The sequence below is a fragment of the Alkalihalobacillus sp. BA299 genome, assembly GCF_017745675.1.
Taxonomy (GTDB): Bacteria; Bacillota; Bacilli; order Bacillales; family Bacillaceae_F; genus Alkalihalobacterium.
Map to the genome: position 1 here is coordinate 225,634 of NZ_JAFLJM010000004.1, position 20,332 is coordinate 245,965.

At 36.8% G+C, this 20,332-nt stretch carries 21 protein-coding genes; all 21 read right to left on the bottom strand.

Annotated elements, in window-relative coordinates; all coding sequences use genetic code 11:
• Positions 1 to 121 precede the first annotated feature (121 nt).
• Positions 122 to 1,828, bottom strand: a complete 1,707-nt coding sequence (locus tag J0N78_RS07185; protein WP_209122352.1) for a proline--tRNA ligase — start codon at positions 1,826 to 1,828, stop codon at positions 122 to 124.
• A gap of 67 nt (positions 1,829 to 1,895) precedes the next feature.
• The gene (rseP, locus tag J0N78_RS07190) at positions 1,896 to 3,149 is read right to left on the bottom strand and encodes an RIP metalloprotease RseP (protein ID WP_209122353.1); all 1,254 of its coding nucleotides are present in this window, start codon (positions 3,147 to 3,149) and stop codon (positions 1,896 to 1,898) included.
• A gap of 16 nt (positions 3,150 to 3,165) precedes the next feature.
• The gene (locus J0N78_RS07195) at positions 3,166 to 4,314 is read right to left on the bottom strand and encodes a 1-deoxy-D-xylulose-5-phosphate reductoisomerase (protein WP_209122354.1); all 1,149 of its coding nucleotides are present in this window, start codon (positions 4,312 to 4,314) and stop codon (positions 3,166 to 3,168) included.
• A gap of 29 nt (positions 4,315 to 4,343) precedes the next feature.
• Positions 4,344 to 5,141 carry a phosphatidate cytidylyltransferase gene (locus tag J0N78_RS07200; protein WP_209122355.1) on the bottom strand — a complete coding sequence of 266 codons (798 nt, stop codon included), beginning with the start codon at positions 5,139 to 5,141 and terminating at the stop codon, positions 4,344 to 4,346.
• A gap of 15 nt (positions 5,142 to 5,156) precedes the next feature.
• The gene (locus J0N78_RS07205) at positions 5,157 to 5,924 is read right to left on the bottom strand and encodes an undecaprenyl pyrophosphate synthase (RefSeq protein WP_209122356.1); all 768 of its coding nucleotides are present in this window, start codon (positions 5,922 to 5,924) and stop codon (positions 5,157 to 5,159) included.
• A gap of 157 nt (positions 5,925 to 6,081) precedes the next feature.
• Positions 6,082 to 6,639 carry a ribosome recycling factor gene (gene frr / locus J0N78_RS07210; protein WP_209122357.1) on the bottom strand — a complete coding sequence of 186 codons (558 nt, stop codon included), beginning with the start codon at positions 6,637 to 6,639 and terminating at the stop codon, positions 6,082 to 6,084.
• Position 6,640: 1 nt separating this feature from the next.
• Positions 6,641 to 7,357: a UMP kinase gene (gene pyrH, locus J0N78_RS07215; protein WP_247747172.1), complete on the bottom strand. Its 717-nt coding sequence runs from the start codon at positions 7,355 to 7,357 to the stop codon at positions 6,641 to 6,643.
• 102 nt (positions 7,358 to 7,459) lie between these two features.
• A complete protein-coding gene (gene tsf, locus J0N78_RS07220; protein ID WP_209122358.1) occupies positions 7,460 to 8,338 on the bottom strand; it encodes a translation elongation factor Ts in 879 nt (292 codons plus the stop codon).
• A 220-nt stretch (positions 8,339 to 8,558) separates the two neighbouring features.
• Positions 8,559 to 9,293 (bottom strand): 30S ribosomal protein S2, encoded by a 735-nt coding sequence (gene rpsB / locus J0N78_RS07225; RefSeq protein ID WP_209122359.1) that lies wholly within the window; start codon positions 9,291 to 9,293, stop codon positions 8,559 to 8,561.
• A gap of 164 nt (positions 9,294 to 9,457) precedes the next feature.
• The gene (locus tag J0N78_RS07230; RefSeq protein WP_209122360.1) at positions 9,458 to 9,976 is read right to left on the bottom strand and encodes a DUF6115 domain-containing protein; all 519 of its coding nucleotides are present in this window, start codon (positions 9,974 to 9,976) and stop codon (positions 9,458 to 9,460) included.
• Positions 9,977 to 9,988: 12 nt separating this feature from the next.
• On the bottom strand, positions 9,989 to 10,300 hold the full coding sequence (locus tag J0N78_RS07235; RefSeq protein ID WP_209122361.1) for a hypothetical protein: 312 nt from the start codon (positions 10,298 to 10,300) through the stop codon (positions 9,989 to 9,991).
• A 36-nt stretch (positions 10,301 to 10,336) separates the two neighbouring features.
• Positions 10,337 to 11,716 (bottom strand): flagellar assembly protein A, encoded by a 1,380-nt coding sequence (locus J0N78_RS07240; protein ID WP_209122362.1) that lies wholly within the window; start codon positions 11,714 to 11,716, stop codon positions 10,337 to 10,339.
• Positions 11,717 to 11,750: 34 nt separating this feature from the next.
• Positions 11,751 to 12,518, bottom strand: coding sequence for a FliA/WhiG family RNA polymerase sigma factor (locus J0N78_RS07245; protein ID WP_209122363.1), 768 nt, complete (start codon positions 12,516 to 12,518; stop codon positions 11,751 to 11,753).
• A gap of 2 nt (positions 12,519 to 12,520) precedes the next feature.
• Positions 12,521 to 12,853, bottom strand: coding sequence for a hypothetical protein (locus tag J0N78_RS07250; protein WP_209122364.1), 333 nt, complete (start codon positions 12,851 to 12,853; stop codon positions 12,521 to 12,523).
• Positions 12,853 to 13,353, bottom strand: a complete 501-nt coding sequence (locus J0N78_RS07255; RefSeq protein ID WP_209122365.1) for a chemotaxis protein CheD — start codon at positions 13,351 to 13,353, stop codon at positions 12,853 to 12,855. The genes J0N78_RS07250 and J0N78_RS07255 overlap by 1 nt, the downstream gene beginning before the upstream one ends.
• Entirely contained in the window at positions 13,346 to 13,984 is a 639-nt protein-coding gene (locus J0N78_RS07260) for a chemotaxis protein CheC (RefSeq protein WP_209122366.1), read from the bottom strand. The genes J0N78_RS07255 and J0N78_RS07260 overlap by 8 nt, the downstream gene beginning before the upstream one ends.
• A 57-nt stretch (positions 13,985 to 14,041) precedes the next feature.
• The gene (locus J0N78_RS07265) at positions 14,042 to 15,115 is read right to left on the bottom strand and encodes a protein-glutamate methylesterase/protein-glutamine glutaminase (RefSeq protein ID WP_209122367.1); all 1,074 of its coding nucleotides are present in this window, start codon (positions 15,113 to 15,115) and stop codon (positions 14,042 to 14,044) included.
• Positions 15,116 to 15,150: 35 nt separating this feature from the next.
• Positions 15,151 to 16,017, bottom strand: a complete 867-nt coding sequence (locus J0N78_RS07270; protein ID WP_247747173.1) for a MinD/ParA family protein — start codon at positions 16,015 to 16,017, stop codon at positions 15,151 to 15,153.
• Positions 16,007 to 17,170, bottom strand: a complete 1,164-nt coding sequence (flhF, locus tag J0N78_RS07275; RefSeq protein ID WP_209122368.1) for a flagellar biosynthesis GTPase FlhF — start codon at positions 17,168 to 17,170, stop codon at positions 16,007 to 16,009. Before flhF ends, J0N78_RS07270 begins: the two co-directional genes overlap by 11 nt.
• Positions 17,167 to 19,209: a flagellar biosynthesis protein FlhA gene (gene flhA, locus J0N78_RS07280; protein WP_209122369.1), complete on the bottom strand. Its 2,043-nt coding sequence runs from the start codon at positions 19,207 to 19,209 to the stop codon at positions 17,167 to 17,169. The genes flhF and flhA overlap by 4 nt, the downstream gene beginning before the upstream one ends.
• Before the next feature lie 31 nt (positions 19,210 to 19,240).
• Positions 19,241 to 20,329, bottom strand: coding sequence for a flagellar biosynthesis protein FlhB (flhB, locus tag J0N78_RS07285; protein WP_209122370.1), 1,089 nt, complete (start codon positions 20,327 to 20,329; stop codon positions 19,241 to 19,243).
• Positions 20,330 to 20,332: the final 3 nt, after the last annotated feature.

The window sequence follows — 20,332 nt, forward strand, 5'->3', positions numbered from 1 at the left end:
TACTCCTCTTTTATACGTAAAAGCTAATGAGGCTAACTCAAAAGCAAAGTGCTATCTCACGAAGAAAAAATACAACGTGTAAACACTTATGAGTCAGCCTCAGCTAATTGGTTTGAAATTATTAGAGCGTGTGCATTAGCTCTTGTAATTTTTCATCTAGTTCGTCTACAGAAACTTCAAACATTTCCCCAGTTTTTCGCACCTTTATTTCTACTATACCTTCTCCAGCTTTTTTACCTACACCAATTCGAATAGGTAATCCAATAAGATCTGCGTCTTTGAATTTTACTCCAGCTCTTTCAGGACGCTCATCATATAAAACATCATAACGGGTTTTTCTTAATTCATCATAGAGCTTGTCCGCCAAGTTTAACTGTGCTTCATCTTTTACATTAATAGCAATGAGATGAATATCAAAAGGAGATACTGTTGTCGGCCAAACGAGACCGTTTTCATCATTACTTTGTTCGACAATCGCAGCGACTGTTCGTGAAACCCCGATTCCATAACAACCCATGATCATCGGTTGTGTCTTTCCTTGATCGTCAAGGAAGTTTGCACCTAGTGCTTTACTATATTTTGTTCCTAGTTTAAAGACATGCCCTACTTCAATCCCTTTTGCAAATTGAATAGTCCCCTTTCCATCTGGGGATGGGTCTCCTTCTTGAATAAGCCTGAGATCTGTATATGTCATTACAGTAAAATCTCGCTCAGCATTGACATTTTGATAGTGGAAGCCTGGTTCATTTGCTCCACAAATTCCATTGACAACATATTGAATAGCAGCATCAGCCACAACTTTTACATTGGAAGGTAAGCCAATCGGCCCAATATAACCTGTTTCACAGCCTAAAAATTGCTTCGCTTGTTCAGGCGCTGCTAATTCAACATCCCCTTTTTCAAAAAGGTTTTTCACTTTAATTTCATTAACTTCATGATCACCACGTACAAGAACGAGTACTGGTTCTTCATTAACTACAAAAAGTACGGCTTTTATCATTCGATCTGCTGATTGTTTAAAAAAGCTTTCTAACTCTTCAATCGTCCTAACATTAGGTGTTTCTACTTTCTCGACATTATTTTGTGCTTCATCACTTTTAGAGTATTCCACATGAACAGGTGCAATTTCAATATTTGCTGCAAATTCGGATTGATCAGAGTAAGCAATTGTATCTTCACCTACTTCTGTTAACACCATAAATTCGTGCGTATCTGTACCTCCAATAGCCCCACTATCAGCTTCAACAGCACGAAACTCAAGACCACATCGCTCAAATATCCGTGTATATGCATTATACATTTTTTGGTAGCTTACATTTAAACCTTCTTTTGACGTATCAAATGAATAGGCGTCCTTCATGATAAACTCTCTAGACCTTAGTACTCCAAAACGTGGTCTACGCTCATCACGATATTTCGTTTGAATTTGATATAAGTTTAATGGCAGTTTTTTATATGATTTAATGTCATCACGAACTAAACTCGTAATCACCTCTTCATGAGTAGCCCCAAGGACGAAATCTCGTTCATGTCGATCTTTTAAGCGCATTAGTTCAGGGCCATAATCGCCTAATCGGCCTGATTCCTCCCACAGTTCTGCAGGTTGAATGGCTGGCATTAATACTTCAATGGCTCCTGAAGCATCCATTTCTTCCCGAATAATTTCTTCTACTTTCTTTAACACTCGTTTGCCTAACGGTAAATAACTATAAATCCCTGATGCAGTTTGACGGATCATACCTGCACGGAGCATTAGCTTATGACTAGCAATCTCAGCGTCAGCAGGTACATCGCGCATCGTTGGGATGAAGTATGAGCTTTGTTTCATTTGTTTGTCCCTTCCTTCAACACTTATAGATGATATTCAAAAAGTTATTCTCTATTTAATCACCATTTTATAAGAAGAATTTATTTATATCATTCCAGGTAACCACTAACATGAGCAGCATAAGTAATGCAAATCCTATGAAGTGGACTAATCCTTCTTTTTGAGGATCAATTGGCTTTCCACGGACGGCTTCTACCCCAATAAACATTAGACGACCACCATCTAGAGCAGGAAGTGGAAGCAAATTAATAATACCGAGGTTCACACTTAAAATTGCTGCCCATTTCATAAGAACCAATATTCCCATTTCGGCTGCTTGGCCAGTATAATTATAAATTCCTACAGGCCCTGCAAGCTGGTCCAATGAAAACTGTCCAGTAACTAACATGCCTAGAGCTTCAAAAATGAGTTTAGCAAAGACGTACGTTTCTGTTAGACCATATTTTATCGAACCAAGAACTGTAAATGTTGTGGATTGGCCAACCCCAATAAACCCTTCTGGCTCCCCAGTTGGGCCAGGTCTCTCTTGTGGTGTAACCACAGCTTCAAACGTTTGACCGTTGCGTTCAACCTCAAAGACTAAGTCTTGATTAGGATGTTTCTGGATAATTGATGTTAGGTCTTCCCATGTTTCAAGAGGTTGACCGTTTATTGATACTATCCGATCATTTTCAACAAGCTCGGCTTTAGCAGCTGCCCCATCAGGAGAAACCATTCCAATTCTAGACTCGTCAACAGGCATCCCTGCCATTAAAGCGAAAACTGTTAAAATTATAAAGGCCAACACAAAGTTCATTAATGGACCTGCAAAAATTGCCAGTGCTCGCTGAGGAATTGTTTTTGACCCAAACTGCCGGTCAAGCGGTGCGATTTGTGTAGGCTCTTCGTCATAGATTAAGTTGGCTTTTTCATCAACTGCATACGAAACAAGTTCCCCATCATCATAGGCTTCAATAAAAAGATTTTTTTCTAAATCGGCACGCTCAACAGTAACAATTTTTGCTTCGGGATGCTTCGATTTATTATTTACAATAATCTCTGCAACTTTATTTCTTCTGTTAAATACTAAGCCAATTTCATACCCTGGTTTAATTTGGATTAACTCCGGGTCTTCACCCGCCATACGGACGAACCCGCCTAATGGTAATAACCTTATTGTATATAGGGTCTCATCTTTTTTAAATGAAAATAATTTAGGACCAAATCCAATAGCAAACTCACGGCATAATATCCCTGCACGTTTTGCAAAATATAAATGACCCCATTCATGGATAAACACAAGTAAACCGAAGATGATAATTATGGAGATTAAAGTATTCATGAACGTTACCCCACCTTTATGACATGAGTGAGTGAACAAACCTTCTAGTCTGTTGATCCACTTCAATAATAGTTTCTAACGAAGGTTCATTTACCGTTTGGTGATTTTCTAGTGCTTGTTCAATATATTCTTCAATTTGTAGAAACATAATTTTCTTTTCAAGAAATGCAGCTACTGCAACTTCATTTGCAGCATTAAGAACCGTTGGCATCGTTCCACCCATTCTCCCAGCATCGTAGGCAAATTTTAAACAGCGATACCGTTCTAGATCAGGTTTATCAAAGTGAAGCTTACCGACTTCCCATAAGTTTAACCGCTCTTGTTTCTTGAAATCAAGCCTATCTGGATAGCTTAGTGCATATTGTATAGGAACCCTCATATCTGGTGTTCCTAATTGTGCTATGACACTACCATCAATATACTCAACCATAGAATGAATAATACTTTCCTTATGTAAAAGAACTTCAATTTGATCATACGGCATACCAAAAAGCCAATGCGCTTCAATTACCTCCAACCCTTTATTCATCATCGTTGCTGAGTCAATGGTTATCTTTGCACCCATTGACCAATTGGGGTGATTTAAAGCAGCTTCTACAGATACATCAACTAGTTCATCTCGTCCTTTATCCCTAAAGCTACCTCCTGATGCTGTAACAAGCAATTTATTAATCTTTTTAAGATCTCCACCTTGAAGGCATTGGAAAATAGCTGAATGCTCACTGTCAACTGGTAATAAAGAAACACCATTTTGTCTCGCCTTAAGTGTCACGATATGGCCCGCAGTTACTAATGTCTCCTTATTCGCAATGGCTATTGTTTTTTTAGCTTCAATTGCTGCCAATGTCGGTCCTAATCCAATACTACCTATAACTGCATTTACAAGAATATCTGCATCAGCAAATGTAGCTACTTCAATTAAACCATCATCACCATAGCACAGCTTCACTTCACTCGGGACATCATGTTTAATTCGTGCAAAAGTTTCTTTCGATTGCACAGATAAGAGCTTCGGTTTAAATTGATGAACAAACTCCATTCCCAACTCAACATTTTTACCAATAGACATGGCAACAAGTTCAAAGCGGTCAGGATGTTGACTAATAATATCCAATGTCTGTGTGCCAATAGAACCAGTAGCACCTAATAAACTAATTTTCTTCAACAACTTCACCCTTTACTACAAAACACATTTTATATTAATTGTAACAGATGTAGAATTGGCATAACATAAATAAGACTATCAAATCGATCTAATATTCCACCGTGACCTGGTAATACGTTTCCAGAATCCTTAACAGCATAATGGCGCTTCAATGCCGATTCGACTAAGTCGCCCATCTGTCCAAATATAGAAGCAACCAAAACGACAAGCCCTAAAATAATATACGAGTCAAAGATCGGGAATATGAGTTGAAAGGCAAAACCAACAACAAATGCACATATAATTCCACCTAAAGACCCTTCAATCGTTTTCTTTGGACTAATATCCGGCCATAATTTTCGTTGACCTAATTTCCGACCGACAAAATATGCTCCTGAATCAGTCGACCAAATGATAAACAAAACGAAAAAAACAAGAGCTAGTCCATTTTCAGCACCTAAACGAGTCATTATCAAATAGTGAAATCCAAACCCGACATAAACCGAAGAAAGAATAATAAATCCTACCTCGTCAAAAGTAAATTTGTTTTTTGTTATGACTGTAGTCATCAATAATATTAATATCATAAATACAAAAGTTTCAACTTTTGTCACGTGGGAAAGGATCGTTAAGTCTAGCCAGCTAGTAGGGACAAGTAAAATCCACATAAGGATTAAACTTGCGAGGCCTATAAATGAGAAAGGAGGAATTTTTTTCATTTTTAATAGTTCGATCATTGCAACCGACGCAACAAAAATGATCGTCAAAGTAAACGGCAATCCCCCCATCACAGTTAATGGGATAAAAATGGATGCAGCAATGACCGCAGTAATAATTCGTTGTTTCAATTTCCTTCCTCCTTTCTATACGCCACCGTACCTACGGCCTCTTTTTTGAAAGACACGTATAGCCTCCTCGAAATGCTCTTCTGTAAAATCTGGCCAAAGAACATCAGTAAACCAAAATTCACTATATGCTAACTGCCAAAGCATAAAGTTACTTAAACGTAGTTCACCACTCGTTCGGATTAATAAATCAGGATCCTTTAAATCACTTGTCATCAAGTGTTTTCCGAGTTGTTCTTCTGTTATTTGCTCGGCTGATAATGCCCCTTGTTCAACTTCAGTTGCTAACGAACGGACTGCCTTGACGATTTCAGTTCTACTCCCATAATTCAATGCAAAATTTAATATGAGTCCTGTATTATCCTTTGTTTCATCAATCGCAGTTTCTACAGCACGAAGTGTGTGTGGAGGTAATTCATCAGGACACCCCATCAACCTAACTTTTACATTTTCTTTTTTTAACTTAGGAAGTTCATGACTTAAATACCGCTCCGGTAATTTCATTAAAAACTCAACTTCTGGCTTCGGTCTTTTCCAGTTTTCTGTTGAAAACGCATATAAAGTTAAAACCTTTACACCAAGAGCATTCGCTCGACTTACAATCCGATTAACGACTTTCATCCCTTCACGATGGCCAGCTACACGTGGTAGACCTTTATTTTTAGCCCATCGTCCATTACCATCCATTATGATAGCAACATGATTTGGAATATTTTCTAAATCCACTTCAAGTGAGGGTCTATCCATTTCGTTAGATGATCTCCACTTTTTAAATTTCTCAAGCATTTCTAGCCCTCCAAAACAACATCATCCATTTTTGCCATATGGATTAGCTATAATACAAATTTCAAGGAATATGTCTACTTTTTCAATAGAACAGTGTAAAAAAACCCCCTGTATCAAGAGGGTCTATTTACATTATTCTATTGTACCGTGAAATGACTTATACTTCCATGATTTCTTTTTCTTTATTTGTAGCAATTTGATCGATATCTGCGATGTGTTTATCAGTGAGCTTTTGCACTTCATCTGTTGAACGACGAAGGTCATCTTCTGTTAGCTCCCCATCTTTTTGTAGCTTTTTCAAATCATCATTAATATCTCGACGGATATTACGAACAGCTACTTTTCCTTCTTCCGCGTATTTCTTTACAAGTTTAACTAGATCTTTACGACGCTCTTCAGTTAACGCAGGTATAGTAATACGAATGATCGTTCCATCATTTGAAGGAGTAAGGCCTAAATCAGATTTTAATATTGCTTTTTCAATATCACCGATTACGGTTTTATCGAATGGTTGGATAACTAACATCCTTGCTTCTGGTACAGAAATCGTAGCTAACTGATTGAGTGGTGTAGGAGCACCGTAATATTCTACTGTTACTTTTTCAAGTAAACTCGGATTTGCACGCCCTGCTCGTAAAGTCGCTAATTCACGGTTTAAAGCATCTAATGCCTTTTTCATTCGTCCTTGTGCGTCTTGCATAAGTTCTTTTGACATATTAACTCCCCCTTACTACTGTTCCTATTGCTTCACCTAGAACAGCTCGTTTTATATTTCCTTCTTCCATAATTGAGAAAACAATGAGTGGAATATCATTATCCATACATAAAGAAGATGCTGTTGAATCCATTACAGTCAAACCTTCTTTAAGGAGATCAAGATAAGTAATTGATTGATATTTCTTAGCTGATGCATCCACAGCTGGATCAGCACTATATACACCATCGACTTTATTTTTCGCCATTAGAATGACTTCTGCTTCGATTTCAGCAGCTCTTAAAGCAGCAGTAGTATCTGTAGAAAAATATGGATTACCTGTTCCTGCAGCAAAAATAACTACACGTTTTTTTTCTAGATGACGTATCGCTTTCCTACGAATATACGGTTCTGCCACTTGTCTCATCTCGATGGATGTTTGTACACGTGTTTGTACTCCAATGTTTTCTAGACTATCTTGAAGCGCAAGAGAATTCATTACCGTTGCTAACATTCCCATGTAGTCAGCAGTTGCACGGTCCATTCCTTTTGCACTCCCTGCCATACCACGCCAAATATTTCCTCCACCTACAACTACAGCAACTTCAACATCTAATTCAACGATATCTCTAACTTGACTTGCAATTGATTGAATGACTGCTGGGTCAATCCCATATCCTAAATCCCCAGCTAATGCTTCGCCACTTAGTTTTAGGACTACGCGTTTATATTTGCTCATGTTTACCTCCATTAGCGACAAATAGGTACATCGACTACATTTGTATCAATTTATGCACTTTGAAAAATAGGGAACACAGTGTGCTCCCTACCCTAGCTTAAATTATTTCTTAACTTGAGACATAACTTCATCTGCGAAGTTGTCTTCACGCTTCTCCATACCTTCGCCTACTTCATAGCGAATGAATGTTTGAACAGATGCACCTTTGTTCGCTACATACTTACCAACTTTATGGTCACTATCTTTAACAAATGGTTGGTCAAGTAAACATACATCTTCAAAATATTTACTTAAACGGCCTTCTACCATTTTTTCAACGATGTTTTCTGGTTTTCCTTCGTTAAGTGCTTGTTGCTTTAATACTTCGCGCTCACGGTTTACTTCTTCAGCTGGAACCTCATCACGCGAAACGTAGATTGGCTTAATCGCAGCAATATGCATTGCAATGTCTTTTGCTAAATCTTCGTCAGTCGTTCCATCAAGAACTGTAAGAACTCCGATGCGTCCTCCCATATGTAAATAAGAACCGAATACTGCTGAGTCAGCTTTTTCTACAATTTCAAAGCGACGAAGTGAGATTTTCTCCCCAATTTTAGCAATTTGGCTATTAATGTAAGCTTCAACCGTTTCACCGTTCATTGTTTGAGCAAGTGCTTCTTCAACACTTGCTGGGTTATTAGTTAAAATTTGTTTTGCTAATTCTTCAACTAAACTTTTGAAGTTTTCATTTTTGGCAACGAAGTCTGTTTCAGAGTTAATTTCAACGATTACCGCTTTATTTCCTTCATTCGCAACATATGCTAAACCTTCTGCAGCAATACGATCAGCTTTTTTAGCAGCCTTAGCAATCCCTTTTTCACGAAGGAAATCAATTGCTTTTTCCATATCCCCATCAGTTTCCACTAATGCTTTTTTGCAGTCCATCATCCCTGCACCTGTTTTTTCACGTAATTCTTTTACCATGCTAGCAGTAATTGCCATCATCAATTCCTCCTTATGGTTGTATGTAATATTTTTGCATATTTAATGATCATTCAAAGTATCAATCAATATTCATGTTCATGTTGATCATTTTGAAATAGTCATCTTATATGCATGTCCATTTTAAAGAAAAGTAACCCATTATTTAATTACTAGTCTTTTTGAAAAAAAGGTGATAAAGGGCAAACCCCTTTACCACCCTTTTGAAGAGCAAATGAAATTAAACAGTTTCTTCTACTTCAACTTGCTCAGAATCTTGACTCTCATTACCAGTAGCTGAAGTAGCTTCGATAATTGCATCAGCCATTTTACCAGTAAGAAGTTTTACGGCACGAATCGCATCATCGTTACCAGGAATTACATAGTCAATCTCATCTGGATCACAGTTTGTATCTACAATAGCAACAACTGGGATGTTTAATTTATGAGCTTCAGCAATAGCAATACGCTCTTTTCGCGGATCAATAATGAATAAAGCATCTGGTACAGCTTTCATATCTTTAATTCCACCTAAGAACTTTTCAAGACGTTCCATTTCCTTCTTAAGAAGAATTACTTCTTTCTTAGGAAGTACTTCAAACGTTCCATCTTCTTGCATTCTTTCAAGCTCTTTTAAACGTCCAACACGTTTTTGGATTGTAGTGAAGTTTGTTAGTGTACCACCTAACCAACGTTGGTTGATGTAGTACATTCCACAACGCTCAGCTTCTTCTTTAACAGAATCTTGAGCTTGTTTCTTAGTACCAACAAACAATACTTTACCTCCGTCTGCTGCTAAGTCTCTTACGAAATTGTAAGCTTCCTCAACCTTTTTAACAGTCTTTTGTAAATCGATGATGTAAATTCCGTTACGTTCTGTGAAGATGTAGCGAGACATTTTTGGGTTCCAACGACGAGTTTGGTGACCGAAGTGTACCCCTGCCTCTAGTAATTGTTTCATTGAAATTACTGCCACATCAAACACCTCCTTCAATGGTTTTTGTTTTCCTCCGCAATCCTCATCTTTAAGTAAGACTGAAATATATTCAGCACCCCTACTTAAATTAGAATGCGTGTGTGATTAACACCGTGGATTAATATACCACAACGAGCAAGTAATAGCAAGCTACCTAGAATATTTTAATGATAAAATTTTATCATTAACTCTACTTCGCCTTTACCAAGGTTTAATTTTTTTGCGATTTCTTCAGACGATAAGCCTTGTTTTGATAATAAAAGGACTTTTGCTGTATTAGACTGTTCATACAAATCTGGTTTTTCTCCTTCAATCTCTGGTGGCTGATACTCTTCGTATTTGACCTTTTCTTTAGGTTGAGCCTGAACCCGTCCCTTATGTTCTTTTTTACTCTTCACTGTAGCCGTTTTTAAGATCGTTTTCTGTTGCCCGTTTTCTTTTTCATCGCCATTTTTTGTTGCAGTACTTGTTTGTTGATACTTTTTAATTTGCTCGAGCAAAAATTCATTCTCTTCCTTCATTTCTGTCGTATAGGCAACTAACAAATCTTCTATATCACGTTTAAGTTTTTCTTCATTTATTGGACTTGTTTGTTGATTATTTACTTTTTGGAGTAAAGTAATGATCCACAAAAAAGTAAGTAAGTGTAATACGAGACTAGTAGTTAGTAAAAATTGAATCATACATGTACTCCCTTAGCCTGAAAAGTCTATAAATTTCCCCTTATATGGGTGCTCGCTTATGTCTTGTTTTTTATCATGTTTATTTTTTCTGTTTTGGTCCTGGTGTTTCTGGTCTTTTTCCTTTTCTTTATCAGGTTCTAGCTTATTAAGATCCGATTCATTAGACTTATTGACTTGCTTTCTCTTTTGGTCTTCATCTCTTTTATACTGTGTACTAATTATATCTTGCCCAACTTGGGCTCGCTGTTGTAGTTGTTCTTGAATTTTTCCTACACCTTGTGAGCGTGGAAAAGAACCTTGCATCTCAATTGGTTTTATACTCATCTTTATTCACACTCCATCGATTTACCATTTCTTTAATTATAATGGAATGATTTGGATTTCACTATCAATGATTGATACTTTTACATATTGATGGTTAGACGTAATTTTCCGACGATACTTACCAAATGTTAATGTTACATTTGGATACAAGTGACGCTCTACTTTGACAACACCGGTATGACTCTTGTCCATTTCTTCGTTCAATTCGATTAGTTCTTCTTCTGCTATTGCTTTTTTCTCCTTTGTTTGTAAAAGAGTATTTCTTACGCGTAGTTTCATTATTCTTTCATTCGTTTGCAGCACTTGTCCCTTTTTTTCTTTTAGTTCAATTACAAGTAAAAGCTTATTAAGCTTTTCTAGCTCTTCAGTTGCTTGTTTTAATTGATTTTGATGTGTCGATATTTTTTCCAATACCTGTTGATGCACTCCAATAAATAAGTCTGTTGGTGTATGCATTGAGTTACCTAATTCCTTACAGTTTATTTCATACCCCGCAGATAATTTCCCACCGACAATATTTCCTTTTGGACAATAAATACTCCCATTAACATGACATTTACTATGTAATATTGACTGATTGACATGAAGGTTCCCTTCTGCTTCAACATTCCCTTGATTAATAAAGGTTGTATGTATATCCTTTTTGGCTTTCACAAAACCTTTTCCTTGACTGACAATTCCTGCTGCAACAAATATTGAACCTTCTGAAATGATAGTAGCTGCTTCAACTGTACCTTGAATACGAATATCTCCTTTTGCTTTCACCTGAAAGCCTGCAGGAACATTCCCTCGGATTGAAACATTACCGATAAATTCAATGTTTCCAGTCCTCATGTCTAGGTCCCCGTGAACTTCATATACGGGGTAAACATGAATCGTTTTCTTATCAATGCACAGTTGACCATCAACCTGAGCAATCAGTTTTGATTTGTCTTCGGAAACCGATGTATTTTTTCCTGGTCGTAAAATAAAGTCCCTTCCTGGTTTTGCAGGGATTTCTTCGCCCAATACATTTCTTCCTGATTGACCTAGTGTTGCTTCTACTTTTTCCCCTACAGTTTGACCTTGACTAACAGATGGAATATTGATTACATGCCGCAAATCAACTTGATCAACATCTAGCCTATCACTTTTTTCCGATACAAATTTAGTCGCTTTTAAATATGCATTATTCCCATTTAGTGGATTAGTGCCTTCAGCAAAGACAAATGGTGAGGTTAATAGGCCATTATTTTCAACGATCTTTTGCAAGCCGTTATCATTAATGCCATAAACAACTCCATGTTCTTTCACCCAAGTTATAAGCTCATCATACGTAAGTTTAGTTTTTTCATCGTTTTTTTGATTTTGTATAATGGTTGCTTTCATCTTATTACTACTAATTTGAATTTCAAAAATATCATCTAAAGGGGTCATGTTTATTCATCACATCGCTTTCGATTAGCTTTTTTTAGCTTATCGCCTTTTTTAATACTTGCTGCAGTCGAAAAAGTGCCTTTGAATGTATTTGAGAAATACGTGAAGTAGACAAATCTAAGACTTGTCCTATTTCAGTTAGAGTTAATTCTTCAAAGTAAAACAAACTAATGACAATCTGCTCTTTTTCATTTAAATTTTGAATCACTCTAGCTAATTCTTTTTTGGTTGCTTCTGCAATAACAGATTGTTCTGGAGTTAATGTACGTTTATCTTCAATAGTAGATTTGTACGTTTCTTCACGATCAGAATCATTCGTTCTTTCATCAATCGAGAGCATATTAGCGTAAAAACTTTCCGACATGATATGTGTAACTTCGTCTTCTGAAGTCCCTAATTCATTAGCCACTTCATTAGCGTTGACATAACGCCCTAAAGATTGTTCCAAACGCTCAATCGTTGCTTCTACTTTTTTTGATTTTTCTCTCAAGGACCGAGGAAGCCAATCTTCTTTTCTTAAACCATCTATAATTGCACCTCTTATTCTAAAAGAAGCATACGTATCAAATTTTAAATCTCGCTGTGAATCAAACTTTTCAAGTGCGTCATACAAGCCCAACATCCCATGACTCATTAAATCATCCTTATTCACATTACGTGGGAGCCCTGAAGCAACTCGACTCACATGGTACCGGACAAGCGGCATATATAAGCGAATTAATGAGTCGCAAGCCTCATTATCTTTTGTACCGATCCACTTATCCCATAATTTTTGTTCCTCGCATAATGGTGTTTCAGGCATGACTATACCTCCTTGTCATCGAGAAGTTCACGTACATATTCACTCGCCTTTTGAATGTCTTCGTCACTATATTCACGATCTTCTGTTGGATCTTCAATCTTATTTAATTCCTGCTTAAAAAGCACTTCATCCTCCTGAACCTTGTTCGTTGAAGATGCGAAGGCAATCGACCAGAGCCAACGAAAAAAATAGGTGATAAGAAAAGTTACAACAAAAGCAACAGCCGCTCTATAGCAAGTGGTTTTGATTAAATTATTCCCTAATGACCCTAAAAAAACGATAAAAAAAGCGACAATACCAAGATATAAATTAACCAACCAAGTTCCATAAAGCATTAGATTTCCTTTACTCCTTGACTTACTGTTCGTATATTCAGCTTTTTAGTAAGAGGATTAAATTCAATCGTACGTCCACTACTTCCACCGATATCTTCTGCCACGACCGGGATCCGAAGTTGCTTCAACTTTTCTTTTACAGCATCGACATTTCTCGGTCCAATTCTCATCATTTCATTTGAACTTGAAAAATTAAACATTTGAGCTCCACCTGCTATTTTTGCTTTTAATGAATAAGTTCTCGCCCCTGCACTCTTCATCTTTTGAATAAGTTCAGTAATTGCAGTATCCGCATACTTAGCTACATTTAACGTACCAGATTTACCAAGTTTCGAATCTGGAAGCATGACATGTGCCATTCCTGATATATTTGAATAATCATCGTATAATACAATCCCTACACATGACCCTAATCCCGAAGTTCTAATCGTGTGAGGGGATTTAACAATATTTAAATCTGCCATTCCAACTTTAACAACCTCTTTAACCACATCATTCATCCATCTCTACTCCTAAGGCTGTAAAAATTTGTTCAAAGGCAGTTGGATCAGGGAGTAAAAAGAAATGACCACTCGACTGTGATAACTCGTTGTCCATCTCATTTACTTCAGTATCAATAACAATAGTATAGTCACTGACTTGCGACACTTCAATTAGACCAAAACTTAAAATCGCTCCAGCTAAATCAATGCTTAATGCTGGGACAGAGGGCTGTAAGTTCAGTCGTGTAAAATCTGAAAGTGCCGATAAATAAGAACCCGCTAAAATATTGCCCATTTCTTGTAATGCTGATAGACCTAGTTCATCAAATGGTGGTTCAGATAACTGAAAGGTGACATCACCTGTTAAACGCCGAATCAGTTGCTCTGCCTCAGCAACAGGAATTAATAAAAACATACTTCCAGGTGCATCTCCTTCAAGACGAAGAAATATGGCTGCAACGACTTTATCTGCTCCTCCAACTAAATCTGTTATTTCTTGAAAAGAAACTATTCTAACAGATGGTACTTTCATATCTATACTTTTATTTAGTAGAGTTGAAAGTGCAGTTGCTGCATTTCCTGCACCAATATTTCCTATTTCTTTTAATACATCTAAATGGTACGATTTAATTCGTTCAATATAACTCATTTGAGCAACCTCTCCCTAGAACTTGTTTTTATTATTTCTGAGGGTAAACCTTATGTACTAAACTAGCTCCATGACTCGCATACTTATATTTTGAAGATGAACAATCTCATTTACTTTGTTTGTTTTAATAGCTGAACGTGGCATTCCAAATACAATACAAGATTCTTTAGCTTCTGCAATTGAATAAGTGTTAGTAAGATCTTTCAACTTTAGTAATCCTTCTGTTCCATCTGCTCCCATCCCAGTCATAATGATCGAAAGAACACTATAATTCGTCACCTTTGCTAATGACTCAAATAACACGTCAACAGATGGACGATGTCCTTTACGAGGAGGTAATTGATTTAGACAAGCGGCTAATACAGACCCTACTTTTTTTACTGTTAAATGTGAACCACCAGGTGCTAAATAAGCAACCCCATTTTTGATGATCTCTCCATCTTCTGCTTCTTTTACTTCAATATTGCATAAAGAGTTTAAACGGTTAGCTAATGACTTTGTAAATCCTTGTGGCATATGTTGAACGATTAATATTGGAGCATTAATCGTCGGCGGAATTTTCGTAAGAACTTGTTGGAGAGCTTTTGGGCCACCTGTAGAAGTACCAATGGCAACCACTTTTTTCTTCCCATTATTTTTAAATGAACGAATTTCTTTATCTTTTATTATCATTTGATTTGACGTATTTGTTACAATTTTCTTAGTATTGTTAATAAAATTGGATACTTGAGATTGAGCAGCTAAAACAACTTTGCCGATTATTTCATCCTTAATATTGTGTATATCTAGAGATATTGCCCCTGATGTTTTTGCAATAAAATCTACAGCTCCGTATTCCATGGCTAACATTGTATTTTTAGCACCTTCTAATGTCGTACTGCTTATCATCACAACGGGTATCGGAGTAGTTTCCATAATTTTTTTTAACGTTTCTAACCCGTTCATGACCGGCATTTCAACATCAAGAGTAATAACAGTTGGCTTAAGTGTCTTTAGTTTATGCAGAGCATCCTGTCCATTTCTTGCAGTCCCAATTACGTGAATTCGCTCATCTTGTTGTAATAGATCACTGATGACTTTTCTCATAAATGCAGAATCATCAACAACCAATACTGTGATTTTCGCTCTCACATTACCCCCCCTTCATTAAACAACTGACTTAGTAGCTATGTCCTGAAAAAACGCTTAAAGCGATGTAAAAATGAATGAAACTGAGGCTTATCCTGATCGATCTTTTGTTCACCTAAAAACTGCTTGACGATTAACTCTATTGCCTGACTCGATTTCGCTTTTGGATCTAATACAAGAACCGGCTTTTGAGATCTTACAGCTTTTGATACAGACTTATCATTTGGAATACTCCCTAGATACGTTAAATCTTTTTGTAAAAACTGCTTGACGACTCGCATAAAATTTTGTGCTGTCAAAAGGCCTTCTTTATTCGTATCTGTCCGGTTAACAATGATAGAACACTGGATGGAATCCATTTTTGAGTTAATGTATTTAAGCATTGCATAAGCATCTGTTATCGCAGTAGGCTCGGGTGTAGTAACAACGATCACTTCATTCGAAGAAAGGATAAACTGCATGCTATCCTCTGACACACCTGCTCCCATATCAAAAATAATATAATCAAACTCCTGTCCTAATGATTCGAGTTGAGTCATAAAACGTTGGAATTTTTTCTCATTTAATTTAAATAATTGTGTAAATCCCGAACCACCAGAGACAAAGGATACATTTTCTGGTCCTGTCTCAATAATATCCCAAATTGTTAATTCATTTTCAATCATATCGACAACGTTATATTTGCTAGAAACTCCCATTAGGATATCGACATTCGCCATACCAATATCTAAATCAAATAATAGTACTCGTTTTCCAGCTTGTGATAAACCGATTGAAAAATTAATAGAAAAGTTAGATTTCCCAACTCCTCCTTTTCCACTAACTACTGAAATGACCTTTGTATCATTGCCATTATCTATATTATTCATTATCTTACGTAAGCTTTCAGCTTGGTCATTCATCATTTTTTACCTCAACTATAGAATTAACAATTGCCTGTCCACTACCTTCTGTAATGTCATCTGGGACATTTTGACCGTCAGTAATATAAGCAATTCCAACTTTATTTTTCTGAACAAAAGTAAGCATTGAGCCATAATAAGACGTTTCATCCTTTTTCGTAAAAATAACTTTATCTATATGAATAAGTGAGAACTTTTCATAAATAGCTTCCATGTCACGATATTTAGATGTTAATGCTAGAACTAAATAGGTTTCCACTTCATCCGTAAAATCTATAACATTTTGTAGTTCTTCCACGTATAGTGGATTTCGAAAGTTTCGTCCTGCGCTATCAACAAGAACGAGGTCATATTTGGAGAATTGATCTTTTGCCTTTTTAAAATCTTCAATAGAGTAAGCGACTTCTAATGGAATATTTAATATTTTGGCATACGTTTTTAATTGCTCAACAGCGGCTATGCGATATGTATCTGTTGTTATCAATGCAACTTTTTTATGTTTTTTTAAAACACTATGGGCAGCAAGCTTGGCAATTGTCGTAGTTTTTCCCACTCCAGTAGGACCTACAATATTGACAAAGCGTTTCGTAAACGTTATTCCTCCCATAGGTATATCACGAATAGAATCGAGTAAATACGCTTTTAACCATTCAATAACTTCTTCTTTTTTGGTTTCCACCTGATCTTTCTCGTACCACTTTCTTAATAAATGCTTCATCGTTTGTAAGCGAAGTTGCTTTGCTACTTCTTGGTCTTCAAGCAAATTATTAATCGTTTGAAAAGGCTCAGGATACTCACGTTCAGGGTTTACTTCATTCGTAGCTATAGAAGTCACCAATGTTTTTAGATGTTCGATTTCTTTTATCAATTTTTCCTGGCTATGCTCTTGTGTGACCATTTGCTTTTTTTGTTGAAGGACGCCTGGTAATTCCATACGTCCTTCATTCATTTGCTGCTTTTTTGGGGTAGGTCGTTTAATAGTTGGAGTACGGTCAATTGCTGCAATGACCTCAATATTCTTTTTCGTAAAGAAACCTAAAAATCCACCAGATACGATTTCTCTTGAATTTAAAATCACTGCATCATGCCCCAGCTCTTCACGAATTTTTTTCATTGCTTCTGGCATCGACGGAGCTATAAACTTTTTAATCTTCAATCTATATTCACCACCCCAACACTTTGTACCTCAACTTCTGGTTCCAATTCGTTATATGATAAAACAGGAACGTTTGGCATATACCGTTCAAGCAATTGTCTGACATACATCCTAACAGCTGGAGAACATAAAATAATTGGAACTTGTCCCATTTGCGATAGACGTTCAACTTCGATCGATACCATTTCAATGATTTGTTGAGATTGACTTGGATCCATCGATAAGAAATTTCCATGTTCCGTTTGTTGAACTGATTCAGCCATTCGTTTTTCAACAGAACCACTTAATGTCACAACATAAAGAGGCTCTCCTGGTGTAGAATATTGTTTAGAAATTTGTCTTGATAAACCTTGTCGTACGTATTCAGTAATTAAATCCATATCTTTTGACATCGGACCGTAATCCGCCAACACTTCAAATATAACAGGTAGATTTCGTATCGACACATTCTCACGTAAAAGATTTGCAAGTACTTTTTGGATTTCACCAACTGTTAAAGGATTTGGTGTAACGTCCTCTACAAGAGTTGGATAGGATTCTTTTAAATGGTCAATCAACTGTTTTGTTTCTTGCCTTCCAATTAACTCATGAGCATGGCGTTTGATGACTTCTGTTAAATGGGTAGATACGACTGATGGTGGGTCAACAACTGTATAGCCTGATAGTTCAGCTTGTTCTTTCATATCTTCCCCAATCCATAAAGCTGGTAATCCGAATGCTGGTTCAATTGTATCTATACCAACAATCGACTCATCCTCTATTCCTGGGCTCATAGCCATATAATGATCTAGTAAAAGATCCCCTTTTGCAATTTCATTCCCTTTTATTTTAATGACATATTCATTCGGTTGTAATTGAATATTATCTCTTATTCGAATAACAGGTACAATCATTCCAAGCTCTAAAGCAAGCTGCCGTCTAATCATTACGACACGATCAAGTAAGTCTCCACCTTGATTAGCATCAGCTAACGGAATTAGTCCATATCCAAATTCAAATTCAATGGGGTCAATTTGTAAAAGGTTAACAACACTTTCTGGTGACTTCAAATCTTCATTACTGTCTAAGGCTTCTTCAGATTTAGATGATTCTTCCTCCAGCACTTTTTTCTGTGCTTTCGATAAGTACCAACCACCATAAACAAGAAGTCCAGCAATTGGAAACGTGACATATGGAGTAATAGGTGTAACAACACCTAATAAGAAGATTGTCCCACCGGCTACATAAAGCATCGTCGGGTAAGCTAGTAGTTGTTTTGTTATATCGTGTCCTAAGTTTCCCTCAGAAGTAGCTCGGGTTACAACAATCCCTGTTGCGGTTGAAATTAATAACGCAGGTATTTGACTTACAAGTCCATCACCAACGGTAAGCAATGTGAATGTATTCGCAGCTTCACCAATTCCCATCCCTAGCTGTGACATACCAATTATTAAGCCAAATATAAGGTTAATAATGACAATAACAATACCTGCAATCGCGTCACCTTTTACGAACTTACTCGCACCATCCATCGCCCCGTAAAAGTCTGCTTCTTGTTCGATTTTTTGCCGACGCTCTTTGGCTTCTATATCTGAGATCATTCCAGCATTTAAATCAGCGTCTATACTCATTTGTTTCCCTGGCATTGCGTCAAGAGTAAAACGTGCACCTACCTCTGATACTCGTTCAGCCCCTTTTGTAATGACAAGAAATTGAATGATAATTAATATAAGGAAAACGACAAAGCCAACAAGAGCATTCCCGCCGACGACGAATGATCCGAACGTCTCGATTACATTTCCAGCTTCTGCATTTCCTAGGATCGATCGTGTCGTTGAAACATTTAGTCCAAGGCGAAACAATGTAACGAGTAACAAAAGTGTCGGGAATATTGAAAATTGGAGGGGTTCCCGAGTATTCATCGCGACTAATATAATGACAAGAGCAAGAGAGATATTAATAATAATGAGAACATCGAGCATCGCAGGCGGTAATGGGATGATAAGCATGATAATTATTAAGATTACGCCTAGTAATACAGATAAATCTTTAATCGACAATGGAAACTCTCTCCTCTTCTTCCAACATTAACTACTCAACTTTTTTACTTTTTAGACGATATACATAAGCGAGGACCTCGGCAACTGCTTTAAATAAATCCTCTGGAACTGGATCACCGATATTAGCTTGTGCATACAACGCCCTTGCTAAAGGTTTATTTTCAACGATCGTAACATCGTGATTTTTCGCTATGGAACGAATTTTAAAAGCAACATAATCAACACCTTTTGCAACGACAACAGGTGCATCCATTTTCTCACCGTCGTATTTTAAGGCAATTGCAAAATGAGTCGGGTTCGTAATAACAACATCAGCCTTTGGAACTTCCTGCATCATCCGTGACATTGCCATTTCCATTTGCTTTTGTTTTCGTTTTGACTTGACTTTTGGGTCACCTTCCATGTTTTTATGCTCATCTTTAATATCTTGTTTAGACATTTTTATTTGCTTTTCATGATCATATTTTTGATACAAATAATCGGGTATTGATAAAATAAGTAATAAAATAGCTACTGCTATTCCCATAATAATTGTTAATTGTGCGATTTGATAAAACCCATCCGCAACTGACTTTTGAGATAAAATCATCACAGAATCAAGGCTGAACCAAAGAATCGAAAAGACAACTGTCCCTACAAATGTAATTTTTAGAAGTGATTTTAATAATTCTACAATCGCTCGTACAGAGAAAATTCTTTTAAAGCCTTGGATTGGATCTAGTTTAGATAACTTAGGCTTAATCGCTTCCGGTGCAAATAATGGACCTACTTGTAAATAACTACTAAACACACCCGCTACTAAGGCAACTAGCATAATCGGTAATAATACAGTTGCTGACGTTACTGTAATCTCATTCAGTACCACATGTAGTGTCAGCTCTGTTAAATCCAGCAACATATATTCTTGGAACGTATGCTTTAACATTCCTAATAAATGATCGCCTACGATGTGTCCAATAAACCAAAGGAATAAGAAGACTAGTAGCATGATAATTGCAGTATTAACGTCGGTACTTTTAGGAACTTGTCCTTTCTTTCTCGTGTCTTGACGCTTTTTCGGTGTCGCTTTTTCTGTTTTTTCTTGTGCGAAAAACTGTAGATTTAATTGGATATAAGGCATCCC